Genomic DNA, 20,765 nt, shown 5'->3' on the forward strand with positions numbered 1-20,765 from the left:
GACGGCGGGGGATTCGTATGGTTCATACTGTTCCGCCGTATGAGCGTGAACCGAGTGACGACAAGGACCGTGCCCGAGGAACCCGAGGGCGTACGGACGCCGCTGCGCGGCCGGGACGCCGAACTGGCGTTCATCGAGGCGCGGCTCGACGCGCTCGACCGGGGCGAAGGCGGGATCATCCGCGTCGAAGGACCCGTCGGCATCGGCAGGTCCAGGATCCTCGCGGAGTCCGCGGCAGCCGCGAGGCGGCGCGGGACGAGGGTGTTCGAGGGAGCGGCGGACCCCGACGAACAGTTCGTGCCGCTCGGACCGCTCCTCGACGGTCTGCTCTCCGGCGAGGAACCGCTGACGGGCGCCGTCCGTCTCAGGGACCTCGCCACGACGCCCGGCCAGCGCTTCTGGCTGCTCCAGGAACTGGGGGACCGCCTGCGGGAGACGGCTCGAAACGGCCCCCTGCTCGTCGTCCTCGACGACCTCCAGTGGTGCGACGACCTGACCCTTCTCACCTTCAACACCCTCGCGGCCGGACTCTCGTCGTACGCCATCCTGTGGCTGGTCGCCGTGCGCGGCGGCAGTGTGCCGTCGGGAGTGCGCACGACCCTGGACCGGATCCGGCGGGCAGGCGCACACGAGCTGGCGCTGGGAACGCTGGACGACCAGGCGACCACACGGATCACCGAGGACGTCCTCGGCGCCGCTCCCGGCCCGGACGTCCTCTGCGTCGTCCGCCGCGCAGAAGGAGTCCCGCAGCTGCTGGTCGAGCTGCTCGGCTCGCTGCGGGAGGCAGTGACGAGGGAAAACGGCACGGCCAGGCTGTCGGCCGGACCACCCGCCCCGCGGGAACTCCCCTCGGTCGTGCGCCGCCTCGACCAGCTCTCCGACGAGGCACGGGGGCTGGTGCAGACGGCGGCCGCCGTGGGCGCCCCGGTCACCGTCGCGCTGCTGGCCGAACTGCTCGGCAGGTCCCCGGCGGCGCTCATCACAGCGGTACGGGAATCCCTCGACGCCGATCTGCTCACCGAAAGCGGCGATCGCCTCGCCTTCCGCCACGACCTGATCCGCGAGGCGGTGGAAGCCGGCCTCCCCTTGCCCGTGCGTCAGGCCCTGCGTGGTCAAGCCGCCGAGCTGCCGCCGGGGAGCGCGGCCTCCCCCGCCGAGCGTCCCGGGCCTTCGGCCGGGAGAGCACCGGCAGACGCGGCGGAGGCCGGGAGAGCGGGGCCGGGAGCCGCGGCGGAGGCCGACCGGCTGCGCACCGCCGCGGCGGAACTCGCGGCCACCGCTCCCGGACCCGCCGCGGAACGCAGCCTCAAGGCCTTGGAGCTCACCACGGCGGACGCTCCGGAGCGGCCGAGGATCATCTCCGAGACGATCCCGCTGCTCTGGCAGACGGGCCGGGCCGCCCAGGCGCGTGAGCTGGGAGCCTCCGCCCTGGCGACCGGCGGTCTCGGACCTGAGGACGAGGCGCGCATACGCCTTGCCCTGGCACGCCTTGCCGCACCGTTCGACTTCTCCGAGGCGGTCCGGCAGGCCCGCGCCGGGGCGGCACTGCCCGGGATCCCCGGGGACGTCAGGGGGCGATTGCTCGCCATGCTCGCTGTCGGCCTGTCGATGTCGGGCGAGCACTCGGCGGCCGAGCAGGTCGCCGCGGAGGCGTGGGAGGCCGCAGCGTCAGCGGGGGACCGCTCCGCCGAGGCCACGTTGACGACGGTCCGCTCGGCCGTGAGTTTCCACCGCATGGACTTGACCGAGGCGTTCCGGCAGGCCGAGCGGGCCGCCGCGCTGGCCGACGCCCTGGGCGTCAGCACCTCGCTGTGGGTTCCGGAGGCCTTGTGGCACGCTCTCCTGTCGAACACCACCGGGCGCTCGGCGGAGGCGCTCGCCGCCGCGGAGGACGGCATCCGGATCACCGGGGAGCAGGGCCGGACGGCGGCCACCTGTATGTGGCTCATGACCAGGTCCCGCATCCTTCTGGAGGCCGGACGGCTGACGGACGCCCGGGCCGACGCCGAGGCCGCGTCCGCGACGACCGACGATCTCGGCCCGGGCAACTTCGCCGACGTCACGCTCCGGTACGTGATGATGCGCGTCGCCCTCCACACCAACGACCAGCAGACCGCACGCACGTACGCCGCGGAGGCGAGACGCATGCGGAGCGACGGCGCACCCGTCGTCCGGCACTTCGGCTCCTGGATGCTGGCACTGATGGCCGACTTCGAAGGCCGGCCCGACCGTGCCATGGCCGAACTCGACGAGGTGATGACGTCGCCCGCCGCGGACCGGCCGGCCTACGCCGGCTTGGTCGACCCCGCCGACGCCCCGTTCCTCGTCCGCCTGGCGCTGCGTGCCGGCGCGCACGAACGGGCCGCGCAGGCAGTGGCCCTGGCCGAGCGACTGGCCGTGCTCAACCCCGACCTCACGTTCCTCGCCGCCACCGCCGCGCACGCCCGGGGGCTCCTCGACAACGACCTCGCCCTTCTCGTACGCGCCGTCCGGCTGTACGAGGACTGCCCTCGGCCGTTGGCCCGGGCGTCGGCACTGGAGGACGCAGGACGCAAGCTGGCGGCCACCCGCACGTCCGAAGCGGTGCCGTACTTCGACACGGCCCTCGCGCTCTACGCGCGAGCGGGCGCCGAGCGGGACGCGGCACGCGTCCGCCGGCGCCTGCGGGCCGCTGGTGTCCGCCGCCGGCCCTCGATGCCCGGACTCTCCGGTGCATGGCCCGAGCTGACGGCCGCGGAGATACGGGTGGTACGGCTCGTGGCCCGAGGGCTGACCAACCAACAGGTGGCCGAGCACCTCTCCCTCTCGCCGCACACGGTGAGTTCGCACCTGCGCCGGGCCTTCACCAAGCTGGACATCACCTCGCGCGTGGAGCTGACGCGGCTGGTGAAACATCGCGACAGCGGAGCGTAGTCGCTTCGTATCCCCCTTGGGCGTCAGGGCAATGGACGATTCGTGTGATGTGCCGACGTCGTCGTTTCCTCAGAATGATCAAGAGCCGCGGAATGGAGAAGTCCGCGGGGACCGTTGGTCGAGAGAGGAACAGCGCATGACGGTAAGGCTCCAGCGAGCCCGCCCCGGCAGCCCCGAGCTCCAGGCGCTTGTCGACGAGCTCGCGGAGCGGCTCGGCCGGTCCGTCGCCGTCGACGACCCGCTGGTCCGCATGGTCTGCACGAGCCGCCACTTCGGCGACGAGGACCCGGTCCGCATCGGCACCCTGTTGCAGGGCCGCGCCGACAACGCGACCATCCGCTACGTCCTCGCCCAGGGGGTGACCCAGTGGTCCCGAGCCGGATTCATCGACGGCCGTGACGATCTCGGACTGCTGCCCCGTTACGTCGTGCCCCTGCGCGAGCGCGGGCACCTCCACGGACTGCTCCTGGTGGTCGTGCCCGAGAAGACGCTCCCAGAGCACGAGACACATGCCATCGCCCGGGCCGCGGAGGCCATGGCCGCCCAGATGCACGGAGAGCACATCGCCACCGACACCCGGAAGGCCGACGAGCGGGACCTCGTCCTCGAACTCGTCGGCACCCACGTCGCCGCCCGTACCACCGCACGGCGGCGAGGCAAGGAACTCGGACTGCTCGGAGCAGCCGAGCACACCCTGGTCACCGTCGTCCAGCTGAGCTGCGCGACCGAGCTCGTGCGGCAGTCCGAGGCGGCCCTGTGGGGGGCGCTGGAGGGGTTCCGGCAGACGCGTTCGGCCCAGGGCCTCATCGCGATCGGCAAGGAGCGGGCGACACTGCTCCAGCTGCGCGACCGCCCACCCGGCCAGGACGAGGTCACCGCACAGTCCGCCCGCATCCTGGAAGAACTCCGCACCTTCCTGGGTCCGTCGGCGGACCCCGTGATCGGCGTCGGGGGCCGGCACCCCAGCCTGGACGACGCATGGACCTCGTACGAGCAGGCGCTCGTGGCGGCACGCGCGGCACGCCGACTGCCCGCCCTGAAGAACGCCGGTGACTGGGAGCTGCTCGGGGAACTCGCCGTGCTGCTCCAGCTCCCCGAGCACGCCCTGAACGCGGCCCTGCTCCCGAAGCCGCTCCGTACCCTGAGCGAGGCTCATGGCGGCGACCGCCTGCGGGAGACCCTGCGCTGCTTCCTCGACCACGCGGGATCGATTCCCAGGACGGCGGACGCTCTGGGAATCCACCGCACCTCGCTCTACTACCGCCTGCGCCAGATCCAGGAGATCACCGGACTCGACCTCGACGACGGCGCCCACCGGCTCACGCTGCACCTCGGCCTCAGGATCGGGGAACTCCTCGCCCCGGGCGACGACGAGGCCGTCTGACCACGGACTCGCTTCGACAAAGCGAGAAGGATCCTCGCTCCGATTCCTACAGCTCGCGGTGGTGCGGGCGGCGGGCCCCATTCGATGATGTTCGGGACGGGCGGCACCGACGTACCGCCTCTGACCAGGGGAGAGGTCATGAAGGACCTGATCACGACGGACGGCGCACGGCTCGCGTACCAGGACACCGGCGGCGAGGGCGTCCCGCTGGTGATGCTGCACGGCTGGGGGCAGACGCAGGCGATGTTCCGCCACCAGACCGAGGGGCTGGCGCCCGGCCGTCGCGTCGTCACCGTCGACCTCCGCGGCCACGGGAAGTCCGGCAAGCCGCGTCACGGCTACCGCATCGCCCGGCTCTCCCGCGACGTGCTCGAACTCGTCGACCATCTCGGTCTCGACCGTTTCGACGCGCTGGGCTGGTCCATGGGCGTCTCGGTGTGGTGGAGCTTCATCGACCAGTACGGGACCGGACGGATCCGGCGCTTCGTCGCCGTCGACCAGCCCGCGGCGGTCGCCGCAGTGCCCTGGATGACGGAGCGGGAACAGCGGGACTCCGGTGCCATCTTCGATGTGTCGGGGCTGTTGTACCTGGGTGCGGCCCTCGCGGGGCCGGAGGGCGACACGGTCCGCGCCGACTTCGTGCGCGGCATGTTCTCCGGCGAGCCCGACCCCGAGGTGCTGGCCTTCGTCGGCGAGGAGATCCGGTCGACACCCGCCTACGCGGGCGTACCACTGCTGTTCGACCACTGCGCGCAGGACTGGCGCGACGTGCTTCCCCGGATCGACGTGCCGACCCTGGTGATCGGCTGTCAGGGGAGCCATGTGCATCCCGATTCGCAGCGCTTCGTCGCCGAGCGGATTCCCGGCGCACGCCTGCACGTCTTCGCCTCCGACGTGGCGAGCTCGCACTTCCCCTTCCTGGAGAACCCGCCGGCCTTCAACGCCGTGGTGGAGAAGTTCCTGGCCGAGGAGCCGGCGAACGGGGTGTGAATCCGCCCTCCGCCCGCACGCACCTACGGCTAGGAGTCCCCATGACCCTCACACTGATGTCTCGTGCGCCCGAACGGGTGCCCCGGCAAACGCCCGATCCGGCCTCGCCCTCCTCCCGCTCGGGGTGGCTGGTCCAGATGCTCTCCGGGATGCCGGAGACGAACGACCGGACCGACGTCTACCTCGGCGTCCATGTCCGTGGGCGCGTCACCGTCGTCCACGAGCGTGCCACAACCCTGTTGGAGCCGAACGACCTGGTCTTCTGCGACCCCGCCCGACGGCATCTGCTGCGGTTCGGCGAGGACTGCCAGATGATCTTCTTCCGGATGCCCCGGTGCTATCTGGGCGTCACGGAGTCGGAACTGGACCGGGTGCTCGGCGTACCCGTACGCGGCGGGGAGGGGCTCGGGGCGCTGGCGTCCGACTTCCTGACCGCGCTCGCCGCCAAGGCGGAGTTCCGCCAGTCCACGATCGGGGACCGGCGTGCCCGGACGGCCGTACATCTCCTCTCCGTCCTGGTCATGGAGCTCCTCGAAGCGGACGCGACGGACGAGGCCGACGACGCGTCCGGGTCCGTCAACAACATGCTGACGCGCATTCGCGCCCACATCGAAGAACATCTGCTGGACCCGGACCTCTCACCGGAGTCGATCGCACGCGCCCACCACATCTCGGTCCGGTACCTGCAGAGGCTCTTCCAGAACGACGGCAGCACGGTGAGCCAATGGGTGCGACGGCGCAGGCTCGAGTTCTGCCGGCTCGAACTGGGCCGCTCCAACCGGAGGATCACCATGGCCGCGGTGGCACACCGCTGGGGCTTCAGAAGCCCCTCGCACTTCAGCCGCACCTTCCGTGGGGCCTACGGCATGAGCCCCAGCGAATGGCAGGCGCTGGCGACCTCGGCCTTCGCGACGACGACCGCCGGCGCCCAGGACGAGCGAAGGCGCTGAGACGCGTGTGCGCTGTCATGACAGCGCGGCTGCGCGCACGTACAAGAGGAGCCACTTCCACGGCTCTACCGTGAGTAACCGTCGCACGGACCTCTTGCCGAATTCCGGGCCGCGACCCGACCGTCGTGACGACGCCCCCACACGTGGCCCGACACCGAGAAGAGAACTCGCATGACCAACCCCACCGTCGTCCTCGTGCACGGTGCCTTCGCCGACGCGACAGGCTGGATAGGCGTCATCTCGGAACTGCGGAGCAGCGGTATCCCGGTGATCGCTCCGTCGAACCCGCTGCGGGGGCTGACGTCGGACGCCGCCTACCTCGCCTCCGTCCTGGCCCAGGTCGAAGGCCCGGCCGTACTCGTCGGCCACTCGTACGGCGGTGCGCTGATCACCGTGGCCGGCGCCGCGGAGAACGTCGTCGCGCTCGTCTACGTGGCCGCCTACGTGCCCCACGAGGGCGAGAGCCTCGGCCAGCTCCAGGGGAGCTTCCCCGAGTCCCCGCTGACGGGCCACCTGAAGGAGTGGACGTACCCGCTCCTCGACGGCGACTCGGCGGTCGAATTCACCATCGAGGAGACGGCCTTTCCCTCCGTCTTCGCGGCGGACGTGCCCGAGGACGTCGCCGGTGTCCTGGCTGCGACCCAACGCCCGCTCGCCGCGGCCGCCTTCACCGAGACCGCGTCCGCGGCGGCGTGGCGGACCAAACCGTCCTGGGCCCTGGTGGCCGGGGCGGACCGCACGATCAGCCCCGAGGTCCAGCGCTTCGGCGCCGCACGGGCCGGCGCCGTCGTCGTCGAACTTCCGGACGCCTCCCACGCCGTCGTCCTCTCCGAGCCCACCCGGGTCGCCGACCTGATCAGGGACGCGGTACGGGCGGCGAGCTGACCGACCGACCTCCGCGACGACAGGTGCGGGACCGGGCCGGTCGGGGTCCCCCCCTCGCTCGGGCGCTCGGACCGGAAACGGACCGGAAGGCCTCCCCACCTGGCTGCGCGAGCGCAAGTAGCGGTACATCGGTGCCCGGCGCTGGCGCAACGGATCGAAGACACTCGCGGACCTCGCGACCGCGCTGCACGGCCTTGGCCAGGCCCTCGCTGCCCAGGACGAGCGCGCCGCTCACGCGGCTGCACCGGCGCCGGAGGACGTACCGCCGGTGAGCGTGCCCCTCTTGGCCGCCACGGCCTCGGGATCGGCGGGGCTCCTGACGTCGTCGAAGTCGGCGATCGACTCGTCGAGGTTGTCCCACTCGATCTGCCGCTGCGCGGCCCTCTCCAGGTAGGCGGACTGTGGGTGATGCGAGAGCAAATCGCGAGGAGAGCTGAGCGGGATGCGACCCACTACAGTTCCGGCATGGTTTCGAAGTTCATGCCGTAGATGGTTCCCACCAGTGTGGGTGCAAAGAGGATGGCCGCCCACGAGGAAATCTTCTTGAAGTCGTCACCCACAGGCCGCTGACCTGCGGAAGTCGCCCGGAGAGGCCCTCTGATCTGCGGCGATCAGCCTTTCCGTCCCTTTCACCGTGCTGCCCGTTTGTACGGCCGATCCTCCCCAGCCGCTCCCCAACGGGGCTTCGCTCTCCCCACGTTCTCCCCAGCCGCGACTGCCTCTGAAGACGGATCGCCGCTGGTCGGGACCGCGAACCGCCTGGCGTGACCGGCTGCGCGACGTAGCGGCAGCGAGGCAGGAGTAGGTGGCCGTCAATCGCTTGGCAGTAGCTCCTGACTGGGTACGGCTGCTCGTTCACAGGGGACAATCGCTGCGCTCCCCGACGCCCAGGGCTGTGGCGCAGCCCCTAGGCGCAGGCACGCGCGGCGCTCCTCCACGGCCCGGTTGAGGCGTTCTCGCGCCCCGGGTGTCTCCACCGCCGTGATCAAACCTCCGACGACCGGGCCGATCAGGTGGCGAACAGGCCGTCGAGCAGCGCCGAGGCCGAATCGACCTCGTCCCCGCTGTACCCGGTCCTGAACCGCAACTCCTCCGCGCCCAGCGATTCGACCGCCAAGCCGATCAATGGCCGCCAGCACCTCGCGGTCGCGGCAGGGAATTCCCTGAGGGCTTCCGTCCCGTCTTCCGCTCCCGCTGGGCCCGAAACGCGCAGGGTTCGCCCGTCCGGGAAGTCCGGCGAGACGATGTGCACATCCACCGGGCCGACGGCAACGCTCTTCTTGATGTCGCGTGCCAACTCCAGGACGTCGACGGAGCAGTGCGGCGGGATCCCGGCCGCCGCCAGGCGCTCCTCGGGGATGCTGCCGAACTCCTTCGTCACCTGGAAGACGATTTTGAACTGCTGCGCGGTCATCGTCACGTCGGGCGTACTGCTGCGCACTTCCTGATGCCTCATCCCGTCATTCCAGCTCATCGAAGTACGTCTTCCCTTCCTTCGGTGTGAAGACCGTACCCTTGTCCCCCTCCTCGATGACCACGGCGTTCTTGTCCGTGTCCCAGTACGCCACCCGGCCCCGTTCCAGGAACTTCGGTTGCAGCACCGTGGGCACGTCCCCGTTGATGACCCCGTCGACGTAGAACTCCAAGGCCTTCGGGTCGACGTCCTTCACGTAGTGTTCGAAGCCGCCCGGATCGTTGAATCGCTTCCGGGAATGGTCCGCGATGTTCTGGGAGATGGGGTCGACCTGCGGGCAGGGGGAAAGCCCCAGCGGGTCCGCCCATGTCAGCGGGTTGTGGACATAGGCCGTGGCATTGGGCGCCGGACCCAGACCGAGCGGGTCCACACTGAGGTAGCGGCACGCCTCCGGGTCGTAGTGGCGGTGGAAGTTGTAGTGCAGGCCGGTTTCCGGATCGAAGTACTGACCGGGGAATCGAAGGGGGGTGTAGGTCGTGCTCGACGCCGCCCAGGCCGTCGTTCCCCACAGCGTGCCGCGGGCCCGCCATGCAAGGGTTCCCGACTCGTCGATGAGTTCGCTCGGTGTGCCGACGAGATCGGTGACTATCGCGAAGAAACGCTCGTCGATAGCCTCCTGCGGGGCGTCCGCCCGGAAGAGCCGCTCCGTCTGGGCCAGCGGCCGGAGGCCGCTGTGGTCCCAGGTGAGTGTCATGGCATGCGGCAGGTTCTGCGATTCGGTCGTCTGTTCGCAGAGGATGGTGGCGTCCCAGGTGAAGGACACCTGCTCCAGAACGCTCCGGCCGTCGGCGGCGAGGCGTCGCTTCGCGATGCGGCGGCCCAGTCCGTCGTACAAGTAGCGCCATACCGCACCGTCCGGTGTCGTCACCATGACGAGCCGGTCCTGGGCGTCCCACTCGTAGCGCCACGTGTCCGGCTTGCGTGACAGCCGGGTCTTCTGGCGCAAGACGACGCGCCCTTGCGCATCGTGCTCGTAGCGCACGCTCCCGGCCCGGGTGATCCGAGTGCCGGTGTAGGACCGGCTTCCGGTTGCCTCTTGGACCGGGTGGGTGCGGGGCCAGGAGGCCTCGGTCTGGTTGCCGGCTTCGTCGTAGGCGTAGCGCTCGGTCCAGTTCGCCGCGTGGACCGCGGTGACCCGCCCCGCCTCGTCGAGGTCGAAGCTGCGGCTGCCGGAGAGCCGGTCGTCGACGGCGGACAGGTTGCCGTCCGCGCGATAGGTGTACGCGCGGCGCTGAAGGACGCCGCCCCCACCACTGATCTGCTGATCGGTGAGCCGCCCCCGCACGTCGAACTGGTGCCGGAGAGTGAGGGTCTGGCCGATGTGGCGCGTGAGTTCACGGCCGACCGCGTCGTGCTCGAACGTCAAGGTGCGGCCGGAGGTGGTGAGCTCCGACCTTCGACCGGCCGCGTCGTACGCCCAGGTGCTGCGTACCCCGCTCGGGGTCGTCCTGCCGGTCCGGCGCCCCAGGGCGTCGTGGGTGAAATCGAGCGTACGGCCGTTCACCGTCTCGGATACGACCCGCCCGAAGCGGTCGCGCAACCGGGTCGTCACGGCGTCGGGAGCCGCGGCCACGGCGACTTCGTCGAAGATGTCGTACTCGTACGTGGTGACCGCACCCGCGGCGTCCTTGCGAAGGACCTGGCCGAGTTCGTTGTGTTCGTACCGGACGCGCTCGCCGAGTCCGTTCGTCCGGGTGACGAGACGGCCGGCAGCGTCGTAGGAATAGGAGAGCGTCCGGCCATCGAAGTCCGTCTCGGATATGAGTCGGCCGACCGGATCGTACGCGTAGTTCCACGTCAGGCCCTGCGGGTTGGTGACCTGGGTGAGTCGCAGGTTCGTGTCGTGGGTGAACTCGTAGCGCACGCCGTCCGGCCCGGTGCGCGCAATCAGGAAGTCGAAGTCGGTGTACTCGTAGGTCGAGACGCCTCCCATCGCGTCCCTGTGACCGACGCAGTTTCCCTCGCCGTCATAGGTCCACGACTGCTGGGTACCGTCGGCTTCCGTACGGGTCGACAGCCTGTTCTCCGCTCCCCATCGCAGGTGGACGGTCGCTCCGAGCGGGTCGGTTATCGCGACGGGGCGGTTGAAGGCATCGCGTTCGTACCGCGTGGTCGCCCCCAGTGGATCGGTGACGGTGACGGGCAGCCCCGCCTTGTCCCGCCATACGGTGGTGCTCCGGCCGAGGGCGTCCGTGATCACTTCGAGGTTACCCGCCTCGTCGTAGCCGAAGCGGGTCGTCGCCCCTGACGGATCGGTGACGGATGTCCGGTTTCCCCGCGCGTCGAAGGTCTGGCGCGTCACGTTGCCGTCCGTGCCGATGATGCGCACCGGCATTCCCAGCGCGTCGTACTCGGCACGCGACTGCCGGCCGTCCGGTCGTTCGACCGCCGTGAGCCGCCCGTGTGCGTCGTAGGTGTACCGGCTGACCTGGCCGAGGGGGTCGGTGCGGGCGAGTAGGCGGTCACGCCGGTCGTACTCGAAGCGGGTGACCGCTCCCAGGGCGTTGATCTCGGCGACGACCTGGGACCGGCCGTTGACGACGAAACGTTCGGTGTTGCCCAGGCCGTCCGTGAGCGCGGTGACGCGAAGGCCGGACTCGGGATCGGTGCCGTCCCAGGTGAAACGGGTTTCGAGGTGGCCGTTCGCACCCGCCTGGTACGTGCAGCGGTCCTGGTCGTCGTACTCGTAGACGAAACGGCTGCCGTTGGAGTCGGTCCATGAGGTGATGCGGCCGTGGTCGTCGTAGCCGTGGAGCAACGGGCGGCCGACGGAGTCGAAGACCTCGCCCAGCCTCCCCTCGACGTATCCGTAGCGCACGATCTCCGCGTCCTTGCCGTCAGGGGACGCACCCGCCAGACGAAGAGCGGTGACCCTGCCGTCGGCGGTTTCCAGCTTCAGGTGGTAGCCGCCGTGGTGAACGATCGATGTCGGTGCGCCGTGTTCGTCGTACTCGAAGGTGATCCAGCGGCCGTTGCGGTCGTCGATCTGCGTCAGGAGCGCGCAGGTGTCACCGTGGTCGGCGAAGTGCCGGACCGTGCCCGCGTCGGGGTCGGTGATCGTGTACCCGGCGTCGACCCGGTCGAGTGGCCACAACCGTCCGTGGGTGGGCACGACCGGTACACCGGGCGCGGGATGGGGGTAAGCGAGCAGGCTGCCCTCGTCGCAGCTGAAGACGACCCCCTCGGAGTCGATGTCCAGACGCTGATCGACCGTGGACGACCACGTGGGGCCGAACCAACGGCCGGAGCGACGGGCGGAGTCGAAGGTCCGCCGGAACACCAAGGGCATGGAGCCCGGGAGGGTGACGTCCGTCTGGGGCAGAAGCATGCGTCCGGTGGCGATGTCGATCGGGTCCTTCTTGCAGACCGTGTCGCCGCACCGCTTGCCGTTGCTGTCGGGATTCTTCTCGTGATCTCCGCGTGAACCTGACGGCTTGTCACCGTCGGCCAACTGCCCGGGCCGCAAGCCGGCCCGCAAGCCGCCTCGCACGACGCCTGCCCCCTTGGTGCCGATGGCCTCGTGGATGAGGCGCCCGACAAACTCCATCGGGTCGCCCTTTGCGGCCTCCCAGGCGTTCTTCAGCGCGCGGTCGGGGTTGGCCGCGGTGGAGACGAGGCCGGCGAGTGTCGTGTTGATGCCCTTGTAGAACTCGGCCGGGTGGGTCAGGTTGTAAGGGTCCAGGGGATTGACCGACCGGACGAAGTTGACCAGGCCGGCGCCTCCCTTGACGATTCCGCCGGCCAGGTGAAGGCCTTCCACGCCCACGCTCAGGCTCTGGTCGATGAACTCGTTCTTGAGCTTGTCGCGGCCTGTGGGTTCCTTCGGCGCGTACGTCATCGCCGCCGCGACAGCGCTCTTCGCCGATTCGGCGGCCTCGTTGCGCGCGCGCCGGGCGTCTGTCAGGATCTCGCGGGCATGGGCGCGCTTGGACTGGCCCGGGTCGGTGAACTCGCCCGGGTCCGGTAGCGGGCTGGGGCCGGTCCGAGCGGCGTTGTAGGCACGGACCTTCTTGTTGTACGCGTCGGCGGCCGTCTTGGAGTCGCTGTCACCTTCCTTGTACAGGGCGACGGCCTCCTTGGCCTTCCCCTGTGCGGTGGTGATCGCCTTGGAGTACGCCTCCAGGGTCTTGGCCGCGTCCTCGAACGCGTCGGCCGCCCGGAGCCAGTCCGTCGGCAGCGTGGCGAACTTCTCCCGGAAGGCATTGGCGGCCGCGCCCTGCCAGTTGCTGGCATCGAGCTGCTTCATACCGTCGCCGACCAGGTCAAACGCCGCCTGGAAGTCCCGAAGGTGGCTCACGGTCGAGGCGATCCTCGCCGGGTTTCCATGGATCAGCTCATTGGCCTCCTCGGTCTGCCCGAGCTGCTGCTCGCCCACCTTCGCGCCGAGCGAAGAGGCGGTCTCGTCGCCCCAGTCCTCGACCGCGTCCGCCCAGTCGTCCGCGCCGACCGTTTCCAGGGCGTCGCCGGCCTTGTCGGTGGCCCAGTCGACTCCCTCACCCAGCAGTTCCTTGCCCTTGTCGATCCCGCTGTCGACTTTGTCAATCAACCTGTCGGTCAGGCCACCGAAGTCCACCATCAGCGGTTCTCCCCCCAGCGAGGCTGCTCAGCCTGCTCGATGATCTCCCGGGAGGGATCCAGGTCGTCCTTCAGCTGTTCGTCCAGCCGGTCCCGGACAGCCGGGTCGATGAGGCCGGAGCGCTCCATGGAGTCCATCTGCGCGTCCATGACGTCGTACGTCGTGTTCTTCCAGGTCTGCTCGACCTCCGTGTGGGCTTCGGAGAACGATTCCCCGCTCCAGTCGGCACCGTCCCACATGTGCTGGTCCCGGACCTTGGACCAGCTCATCTCGCTGACCTCGTCCTCCGACAGGTGGGGATTTCCGTTGAGGGAGTTGACACCGATCTTGAACGCGTCCTTGACGTACTGGTCCTGTTCGGCGAACGAACCCGCCGACAGACCCACGCCCTGCGCGAAGACGTTTCCGCGCAGGGTGAGCGCCCGCACGCCCCACTCCCACCGCTTGCAGAACTGCTCGAACTCGGACGTCAGGCCGTCGTGCCCCAACTCCAGCCCCGACAGCGCGAGGTCGGAGAAACCGCGCCCGGTCGACGCCTCACCGATCGTGCCGAGCTCCTTCAGCTCGGCGTGAGCCTTGTTGATGCCCCGTGCGATTGCGACCAGCGCCCACGCCGGCGCTTCCAGGCCGGGCTCGTTCCCGCTCATCGTGTCTCCCCGAGGTCCACTGCCGCCGCGTTGGGAACGATGCCCTCGACAGGCGGGAACAACATGCCGTCCTCGCTGCCGGCGTCGAGCGCCACGCCTGCCGGTACCGGCACCATCGGCACCATCACGTCCAGCAGCCGTGCGCCCAGAACCGTCCGGTAGGTCCACTCCCGCGCGCCGTCGCCCTGCGCACGGGCGAAGCGGGCCAGGGCCGCCTCGTCCGAGAACGCACAGATCCAGCGCACACCGTCCCGGTCGGCCGTCCACAGACTTCCGTAAGGGTCGAACGGAACGAGCACCGCCGTGCGCCGGAATTCGCCCAGCAGCCGGGCGAACCCACGCCTCGCGGTAGCCAACGCTTCATCCGCCGACGGCTCCCCCGCCGGTACGGAGGCCGCGTTCGGCGCGGCCGCCTCCTCCGAAGCGGGCCAATCGGTCAACTCCAGAAGCCTCGACACCCGTTCAGGCCTTGATATGTCATCCCCGTTGTCACTCACAGACCGATGCTGGCATGCCCCGCTTCCCGAAAGCAACGCGGGACCGCCACCGCCACGGTCGGCTCGCCCGCGGGGCGTTGCGTCCGTACCTCGATCGGGCGGAACGCTCCGTCCCCTTCACACGGGATCCCGTACGAGTCTCGCGTACCTGGAGCGGCCACCATCCGAAGCGCCTCGGGCAGAGGTTCGGCTCCACGCTGGAGGCCCGGTCTACCAGTGCGTTGAGCGGGAACTTGAAGGGAGGGGCCCGCCAACTCGGGGGTGAGCCTGGGGGTTGCGCCGGGAAACGGCTGGCGGAAGCCGGCCTGGCGATCGCGCAGCTGCGCAGGTTGCGGGCTCTGAGTCCTGGGCCAACGGCCCGGCCGATCCGTCGAGCATGGCGAGTCCGCCGCCTCTCCGGCCTGACGCCCGAGAGGCCGGCGGCAAGGGGCACGCGGCCATCGACGCGCTGCTCGGCACCGCGCCCGAGTCCGTACCTGAGGGCCTGGTCGCGGCGTGATCAACAGGTGGCTCAGCTCCGCAGGCGCGTGCTGCTGGAGGTTGTCGACGGCGCGGGAGAGCAGACCTTGGGCGCGAGGGAAGTTGATCATTGGTGGGGTGCGTTGGCTAGAGCCAATCGCGCTTCTTGAAGATGACGTACAGGCTGACGCAGACCACGGCCATCAGCAGGATTGCGAAGGGGTAGCCGGCTGCCCACTGGAGTTCCGGCATGGACACGAAGTTCATGCCGTAGATAGTTCCGACGAGCGTGGGAGCAAACAAAATGGCAGCCCATGAGGAAACCTTCTTGAAGTCGTCACCCTCACACCGCTGACCTGCGGAAACCGACTGTGTGGGCAGTCCGACCTGCGGCGATCGATCTTTCCGACCCTTTTACCGTGCTGCCCGCTTGTACGGCCGATCCTCCCCAGCCGCTCCCCAACGCGGCTTCATTCTCCCCAGATCCTCCCCAGCGGCTGCTGGTTCTCCGCGGCTGCCACGCACCGTGCCGTACGACCCTGCGACGGTGACCTCGCACCCGCCTGCAGCAGCGCCCGCCCATACTCGCGACGCTCGGCACGTGTGAGGGATCCACCCACGAGCCGGTACAGGCGACGGTGACCTCACCGCGGTCCTACGGCCGTCGTGAACGAAGAATTGGGGCGACAATCAGGATGCGGTGGGAGGCCAGGCCCTTCCACGCACCTGGCCTCAACCGGAGGGCCTGCCGTCGATCAACTTTCGCGAAGACCAGACTGGCGACCGCCCGCTCTCAGCAGGGACCCTGAGACATCACCTGCTGTACGGTGCCAGTCCCTCGTTTCCGGCGACGACCAAGGAGTCGACGAGCATCTGCCACTCGTCCAACCTGCCGAGTTCCTCGGCCGTTCTGCGCACGTCCGTGAGCCAGCTGTTCGATAGATACGACTTCGGGACCGTCACGTGTCCATCTTGAATGCACAGGGCGGAGACCCAGTGCACGCCGCGGGTGGCCTGGACTTCCTCCGGGAGCCTCCGCAAGAGGCCGATTAGCGCGTCGACGGACTTGACCTCCCCGCGAGCGATCGGCAGCCAATCGTCGATCGACTCAACGAGGTCTTCAGCACGGACCCAATCGATGGGCTGACCGACGACCTCGTTGTACATGCCTTCCGCCCACGCACGAGGGTCCGGTAGCAGGGCGGCGGCGGCCCAGTCGCCCCAGTGATGGTCGAGGTATGGGCTCGTGTCGTCGCTTAGATAGCCAACGGCGTGGCGCAGCAAGATCGGCCAGGCACCTCGGGCCGCGTCTGCAAGCCGCTCGTTCTCTGCACCTGCTGCGGCAAGACCGTGGAGGAAGTTCGACATCAGTCCTGCATCTACGCGAAGGACGTCGAGGTGTTCGAGCAGTGATCCGGCGTCGCCGTTCTTCGCGAAGCCTTCGAGCAGGGCCCGTGCGGCGACGAGGCTGTGAGTGCCGCGGTCATCTGCGGTCCAGCCCTTCTTCTCGTGTGCGACCATGGCGCGTCGCTGGACGCTGAGGAACGAGGCGAGGAGCGCGGCTGCGTCGTCGGTGCAACAGTGGTCCCTCGACGCGGCTGCGCCGAGTCCGCGAAGGGCCGCGTCGAGAACCGCGATGTCGACGGAGTCACCCGGCAGCACCTGAAGACGTTTGGCAATGTCGCCGGTGATCTGCACTTCCCGCCGTTGCTGGCCTTCCTGGTCCCACGGACCGATTTCTGCGAAACGGGCAGTCTCGAGCGCCCAGTTCAACGCGGTCCGGTGGATGCAAGGGGCGAAGTGGCATGGGACCGCCCAGACAACATCACATCCACGCGCCAGGTGCAACCGTGTCTCCGAGGACGATCTGCCTGCCATCGCAAGACCGGCTTCGACGACGACTTCAGTTGAACTACCGACCGCTTTCAGCGGTGCTACCAGTGCGGGTGTGAGGAACGCCGGCAGGGTCGCGGCCACGGCTCGGTCGGCACCAAGGTCGAAGTACTGGCCCTCGTGACGTTGATCCTCGGCGTCCTTGAACGACAGCGCGATGCTGATGACGAACTCAGTTGCGAAGTGGGCCTCGGGACCGAGCGCCTCCATATCGCCGGTGGCGGCTCGTGCGACTGCTGCTCGGACCACGTGGGCCACGACGTCAACAGGCCGAGTCGGCAGCAGGTCCCCATTGGACTCGAGCAAGGCACGGCCTGCTACCAGGTCTGCGGCAATCTCTTCCGACGGGGGCGGCACGTAATCCGGCTTGTGCCTGGACGAGCCCCAGTACCGATTCTGCAGCCGCAGGGCGGTCTGCGTGATCGCTTGGTGAGCCGTATGCGCTTCCTGCGCGGCTCGCATCTCAGGCGGCGGTTCGACCTCGATGTGGAACTCATCGCCGTGGTGCTTGATTCGGTATCGCTCCGAGTCAAGGCTGGCGGCCCAGTTCTTCGTGAGCTCCCGGCTGATGCCGAGCCGATCACCATTCTCGACAAGTTGGTCGGCGACCTTCTTCAAAGCCTCGGCGCGCTTCTCCCCGCCGTGCCCCATCAGCCACATGGCTACCTCATGCGGTGTCCATTGGCGACGTTCGAGGTTCGCGAGCCCTTCGGTCGTTGCACGCAGCCCCATGTACTCACTCGCATGGCGGCCGAACTCCAGCTCCCAGACGGCTGGTTCGGCGAGGAACGGGTCGAGCTCAGCGTCGACGTTCTCGATGTGGCGTACGAGCAGACCGAACAGCATTCCCGGAATCGCCAGGTTCTCGCAGCCGTCCAAGAGGGCCGCGACAACCTTCCCCGGGGGCACACCCTGGCTGAGCCATGCGTCGGCGAGACGTTCCATCGCCTGAAGCGCGCTCATGGCCGAGTAGGGCCCGACCGATGTGCCCCGGTACCAGCACCACACGTGACTGTCGCCGTCATACGAGCGGGTGGTGCCGCCGAGGTTCAGGACCACACAGCGGTCTCCATCCTCTCCATTCTTCGGCTTGCCATCCGCTTCCTCGTCCCGGACGTCGAGGGACCGAGCCAGTTCTCCGGGCGAACCGAGCCGCGACAGCGTTGCCACGCGTGCCCGCGCACCGCTGTTCAGAACGCTATTCAGGACGCGGACCGAGGTCCGCAGCGGTGCGATCTGGAACAACTGCCAGAACCCACCGAAGTAGTACTGGAAGAACGGCGGCCCGAAACTGGTCCATCGGCCTTGATGCCGTCGGACGCCTTCGTCTCGGTGCCAGCTTGGGTCGTCGCTGATGTAGTAGGCCGCCATCAGCGTCGCCAATAGCTCTGGGTCCTTCTGCGCCAAGGCGCGGGCGCTCAACGGCGAGTCCGCAGCCGGAGCCAGGGACGCCGGCGCGTCGTTCGCGATGGCCCGAAGACACGCTTCGACGGCATCGTCGATTTCCGGTCCGAGCAGCGCCAACGTTTCGACGAACTCTTCCTTGGTCAGGTGGTAATCCAAATTGCTTCGAAATCGACGAGGCTGCGACATCCGACTGTGCAGTCGGTCCCCGCTGGCTTCGCGTAGAGGGAACGAATTCCAGTAGGAGAGGAGACGGTCCCGCAACCGGATTCTTAGTGCGTTGCCAGCCGGTACCTGAGCCAGAGACAGGGCCTGCAGCCAGTCCGCAAGCAGTTCGAACGCCTGCTCCGACACATCCCACGGTCTTTCGCCATCAAGGAGAACCTGCACCACGGGGCCCGAGATCAGACGGTCGACCAACCCCTTGGCCTTGTGCCTCTGCTGGACGACTCGGACCACATCGCCGAGCGCCAGGCCGGCCGACTGATCTGTGAACGCTGATGTCAGGCACTCGTATGCGAACGGCGTCTCCAAGACCGCCTCCACCGGGACGTCGGTCCACCGGGGGCCGTGCGCTGCCGCGAACGCCTGGAATTCCGAGAGTAGTTCGGTGAACTTCCGAACGGGTCGAGCATCCGGTGCTGCCAACAGTCCCTTGCACGCAAGCGTGGCGGCCGACAGCTCCCACCGGGGCGCCCGGACCACTTCCAGCAGCTCGGTCGGGCTCTGGCCACGGACGAGAAGGATGGCGGTTGCGTACCGCCGGACTTCGTCGTGCGCGAACTCCGGCTGATCCCGATACGGGCTAGCCGGCGCGAGCAGATGGTCCCGACGCAGCACATCGACCGCTCCGGCATCCACGCCTGCGCCAGGCCGACGGTTCTCGGGCAGTTTCATCGTCGCAGCGGCCACCGCCAGCATGGTCCGTTCGCGTGCCTCCGCCGAACCGACCCCGGGGCGCCCGTCGCCCCGGACAACCTTGCTCCACACCAGCTGAAGGCACTCCCACTCACCCAGTGAGCTCTCGGGCTCCGCCCCGGTCCGGGCCAGAAGGTCCAGTACAACGGGCCTGCGGAGCAGCGAGTTCATGGGCAGGTCCCGCAGGACCGCGCGCAGCAGCGGAAAGTGGTTTGAGACGACCGAGATGTCCTCGTCTCCCAATGGCCGCATTGTGAACGATGGAATGGGCTTCGCGAAGCCCAGCTCCAACTGCTCCCGCACGAAATCGGAGGCCACGTCAGAGGTCACTGCCACGAGCCCGACGCCAGCCTCGGCCGCTGCCGACGCCAGGTCACTCAACAGGCCAGCAGACCGCTCCAGAGCAGCATCAGCCGCATCGATGACAAGGACCCGCTCAGGTGCCGACAGCTCCGCGAGCACGTTCTCCATTGCCATCCCGAGCGCAGCACGCAGCTCCATGCTCGACTGCGGCAGGCCGCGGAAGTTCACCACCGCCCCCTGGAACCGGGTGGGATCCGCGGCTTCCAACTCGGCGATTGCCGACAGCGTCAACGCGCTCTTACCGATGCCCGACTCGCCGGATACCAACAGACCCGATGCGCGGCCACCGGCCTCGCGTAGGGCCTCGACGAGTTGCTCGCGACGGTCGGCGAACGAGATCTTGACCGCGCGTCCGGATGACTCATCACCGATGGTGCTCCGCAATCGGGCAACGGCGAGCTTGCGTTGTTCAGCAAGCACCGACCACGCGTGTTGGCTTCTAGTCGCGGCCGAGTCCAGAACCAGGTGCATGTCACGGCGAAGCATCTTGAGGTCCACCACGGCACCGGTCGCGTCGTAGCGGGTTGTCTCAACCTCGAGTCGGTCCCGGACCACCACGCCGTCTGTGTTTGCCGACGCCACGCCGTCCAGCGAAGTCGCGACCGCCGCGCGGTCGCCTTCGTCCGGGCTCTGAACTGCGAAGCCGAGGATGTGCAGTCGGCCAAGCAGCCGCCATGCCAGCCGTAGGACCTCTCCCGGTGTGGTGTCGTCGGCGACGGCTTTCTCGACCATCTTTAGGAAATGCTGCTGGCGCTCACGTACCGGCTTCGACCAGCGGCCATCGACGTCCATGGCCGCTTGGAACGACTCCGGGTCGGCATGAGCACGCGCGATGCCGCAGAGCGTCGCGAGCTGATCCCACTGGTCGGACCAACCGGCTGTCGCGACAGCCACCCGGTGAGTGTCGATGCCGAACTTCTCGATCTCCGCGAGCAGTGACTTGACGAGCTTCACCGTGTCAGCATGGCTCTGGACGAAATTCGGCGTTGCTCGACATGCCACGGCGAGGATGACCTCGGCGGCCTCATTGCCACACTCAACAAGGAGGTCGTCCACCGGGTGCGCCGGCCCGGTTTGGAACGACACCCTCCGAACCGGCAGCTCAGATGCCTCCGCCCGTCGTTCGCCGGTCAACAGGCCAGCGAGATAGACAGTTGCGACACGGTGCGCGAACGAAACGCCGCCACCGCCGGTCGCGTAGGTGCTCGAGCCTCGCTCAGTTTTACCGGCCGTGGCGACCCTGGCGCCTGCTTCATGGGGAACAGTGGCGGGTCCAGATGTCGTCTCACCTGCGGACCGAACGGCATTGTCCGGTCCAACGGGCTCGTCCATGTGCTCCTCGGTGGCATCGTGCTATCAGTGGCCGCACGGCTCACCGTAGCGTTGGTTCGAGAACTATGCACGCAAGCACC

Annotated in this window: 12 protein-coding genes and 2 pseudogenes; 6 read left to right on the forward strand and 8 right to left on the reverse strand. The window is 68.6% G+C overall.

The window, feature by feature from the left end:
- Positions 1-39: 39 nt before the first annotated feature.
- From ACZ4VT_RS07380 to ACZ4VT_RS07400, 5 genes are all read left to right on the forward strand, one after another.
- Positions 40-2,913, forward strand: a complete 2,874-nt coding sequence (locus ACZ4VT_RS07380; protein WP_467947455.1) for a helix-turn-helix transcriptional regulator — start codon at positions 40-42, stop codon at positions 2,911-2,913.
- Between the two features lie 136 nt (positions 2,914-3,049).
- On the forward strand, positions 3,050-4,297 hold the full coding sequence (locus ACZ4VT_RS07385) for a PucR family transcriptional regulator (protein WP_467947457.1): 1,248 nt from the start codon (positions 3,050-3,052) through the stop codon (positions 4,295-4,297).
- A 138-nt stretch (positions 4,298-4,435) separates the two neighbouring features.
- Positions 4,436-5,287, forward strand: a complete 852-nt coding sequence (locus ACZ4VT_RS07390) for an alpha/beta fold hydrolase (RefSeq protein ID WP_467947459.1) — start codon at positions 4,436-4,438, stop codon at positions 5,285-5,287.
- A gap of 41 nt (positions 5,288-5,328) precedes the next feature.
- Entirely contained in the window at positions 5,329-6,237 is a 909-nt protein-coding gene (locus ACZ4VT_RS07395) for a helix-turn-helix domain-containing protein (protein WP_467947461.1), read from the forward strand.
- 171 nt (positions 6,238-6,408) lie between these two features.
- The gene (locus ACZ4VT_RS07400) at positions 6,409-7,122 is read left to right on the forward strand and encodes an alpha/beta fold hydrolase (protein ID WP_467947462.1); all 714 of its coding nucleotides are present in this window, start codon (positions 6,409-6,411) and stop codon (positions 7,120-7,122) included.
- A 231-nt stretch (positions 7,123-7,353) separates the two neighbouring features.
- Here the strand turns inward: ACZ4VT_RS07400 and ACZ4VT_RS07405 are convergent, their stop codons facing one another.
- The 6 genes and pseudogenes from ACZ4VT_RS07405 to ACZ4VT_RS07430 form a co-directional block, all read right to left on the reverse strand.
- Entirely contained in the window at positions 7,354-7,542 is a 189-nt protein-coding gene (locus ACZ4VT_RS07405) for a hypothetical protein (protein WP_467947464.1), read from the reverse strand.
- 35 nt (positions 7,543-7,577) lie between these two features.
- Positions 7,578-7,670 (reverse strand): annotated as a pseudogene (locus ACZ4VT_RS07410) (CorA family divalent cation transporter); the annotation flags it as partial.
- Between the two features lie 461 nt (positions 7,671-8,131).
- A complete protein-coding gene (locus ACZ4VT_RS07415) occupies positions 8,132-8,596 on the reverse strand; it encodes a hypothetical protein (protein ID WP_467947466.1) in 465 nt (154 codons plus the stop codon).
- Positions 8,583-13,172, reverse strand: a complete 4,590-nt coding sequence (locus tag ACZ4VT_RS07420) for a putative T7SS-secreted protein (protein WP_467947468.1) — start codon at positions 13,170-13,172, stop codon at positions 8,583-8,585. Before ACZ4VT_RS07420 ends, ACZ4VT_RS07415 begins: the two co-directional genes overlap by 14 nt.
- Positions 13,172-13,819 carry a hypothetical protein gene (locus ACZ4VT_RS07425; protein ID WP_467947470.1) on the reverse strand — a complete coding sequence of 216 codons (648 nt, stop codon included), beginning with the start codon at positions 13,817-13,819 and terminating at the stop codon, positions 13,172-13,174. The genes ACZ4VT_RS07420 and ACZ4VT_RS07425 overlap by 1 nt, the downstream gene beginning before the upstream one ends.
- The gene (locus tag ACZ4VT_RS07430) at positions 13,816-14,316 is read right to left on the reverse strand and encodes an SseB family protein (RefSeq protein WP_467947472.1); all 501 of its coding nucleotides are present in this window, start codon (positions 14,314-14,316) and stop codon (positions 13,816-13,818) included. The genes ACZ4VT_RS07425 and ACZ4VT_RS07430 overlap by 4 nt, the downstream gene beginning before the upstream one ends.
- A gap of 376 nt (positions 14,317-14,692) precedes the next feature.
- Here ACZ4VT_RS07430 and ACZ4VT_RS07435 point away from each other — a divergent pair, with 376 nt between their 5' ends.
- A complete protein-coding gene (locus ACZ4VT_RS07435; protein ID WP_467947474.1) occupies positions 14,693-14,815 on the forward strand; it encodes a hypothetical protein in 123 nt (40 codons plus the stop codon).
- A 107-nt stretch (positions 14,816-14,922) separates the two neighbouring features.
- Here ACZ4VT_RS07435 and ACZ4VT_RS07440 read toward each other — a convergent pair.
- Positions 14,923-15,105, reverse strand: a pseudogene (locus ACZ4VT_RS07440) (CorA family divalent cation transporter); the annotation flags it as partial.
- 483 nt (positions 15,106-15,588) lie between these two features.
- Positions 15,589-20,685 carry a hypothetical protein gene (locus ACZ4VT_RS07445; RefSeq protein ID WP_467947475.1) on the reverse strand — a complete coding sequence of 1,699 codons (5,097 nt, stop codon included), beginning with the start codon at positions 20,683-20,685 and terminating at the stop codon, positions 15,589-15,591.
- Positions 20,686-20,765: the final 80 nt, after the last annotated feature.

The sequence above is a fragment of the Streptomyces sp. NPDC029164 genome (assembly GCF_055563995.1).

Bases quoted from the DNA above. Each gene is read 5' to 3' on its own strand.
- ACZ4VT_RS07435 (WP_467947474.1), top strand. From the start codon at position 14,693: ATGGCGAGTCCGCCGCCTCTCCGGCCTGACGCCCGAGAGGCCGGCGGC.
- ACZ4VT_RS07390 (WP_467947459.1), top strand. From the start codon at position 4,436: ATGAAGGACCTGATCACGACGGACGGCGCACGGCTCGCGTACCAGGAC.
- ACZ4VT_RS07425 (WP_467947470.1), bottom strand. From the start codon at position 13,819: ATGAGCGGGAACGAGCCCGGCCTGGAAGCGCCGGCGTGGGCGCTGGTC.
- ACZ4VT_RS07415 (WP_467947466.1), bottom strand. From the start codon at position 8,596: ATGAGCTGGAATGACGGGATGAGGCATCAGGAAGTGCGCAGCAGTACG.
- ACZ4VT_RS07445 (WP_467947475.1), bottom strand. From the start codon at position 20,685: ATGGACGAGCCCGTTGGACCGGACAATGCCGTTCGGTCCGCAGGTGAG.
- ACZ4VT_RS07395 (WP_467947461.1), top strand. From the start codon at position 5,329: ATGACCCTCACACTGATGTCTCGTGCGCCCGAACGGGTGCCCCGGCAA.
- ACZ4VT_RS07380 (WP_467947455.1), top strand. From the start codon at position 40: ATGAGCGTGAACCGAGTGACGACAAGGACCGTGCCCGAGGAACCCGAG.
- ACZ4VT_RS07420 (WP_467947468.1), bottom strand. From the start codon at position 13,172: ATGGTGGACTTCGGTGGCCTGACCGACAGGTTGATTGACAAAGTCGAC.
- ACZ4VT_RS07385 (WP_467947457.1), top strand. From the start codon at position 3,050: ATGACGGTAAGGCTCCAGCGAGCCCGCCCCGGCAGCCCCGAGCTCCAG.
- ACZ4VT_RS07400 (WP_467947462.1), top strand. From the start codon at position 6,409: ATGACCAACCCCACCGTCGTCCTCGTGCACGGTGCCTTCGCCGACGCG.